A 614-nucleotide genomic window follows, 5' to 3' on the forward strand; every position below is an offset into this window, starting at 1 on the left:
TAAGCCAAGCGGGTCGATACAGAGAATGCGGTCCGAATTGATAGTTTTTCGCCAACGGATAGCCTCTGCATTAGTGGTGTTTGGGCCACTGATATAAGCGCGAGCCCGAATTTTAGGGCAGACTGTGGCAAGCGCTGAGACATAAGCATTTGCCACTTCACCAATATTGGCGGTAGCGATCGGCATGACTTTATCAGCTTCTTCACCGCCTCCTGTGAATATAATTTGGGGAGGCTCACTCATATTGCGCCCAGGCTTCGTAATTGTTATCGCAACTACCTTACCTAAATCAGCCCCCTCACCCATAACCGCAAGCATTTCAGGTAAAACCTTTGCAGGATCAGTACCGCCGCCGTTCGCTTTGACGACAGGTGCAGTAGTCAGCTTATCACCTTGATTGCTCAAAACCACAGATAGCAGACCGCCACCGATAAACGCGCCGGTATTGCCTGCTGTTACTATTACACGTGGCTGGATTCCAAGCAGCGCCTTTACTCGCAAAGCTGAATAGATACCTGTTCGGGCTGACGGATCACCAATCAAATTTGCTTCGAGTTTGGTAGGGTCATCGTCATGCTCAACAGCATTAACAATCACATAACTGCCACCCTCAC

General features: G+C 49.3%; 1 pseudogene. It reads right to left on the reverse strand.

Annotated elements, in window-relative coordinates:
• Positions 1-597: pseudogene (locus HBA93_RS18000) on the reverse strand (phage tail sheath subtilisin-like domain-containing protein); the annotation flags it as partial.
• Positions 598-614: the final 17 nt, after the last annotated feature.

It is taken from the genome of Ochrobactrum sp. SFR4 (assembly GCF_019730395.1).
Classification (GTDB): Bacteria; Pseudomonadota; Alphaproteobacteria; order Rhizobiales; family Rhizobiaceae; genus Pseudochrobactrum.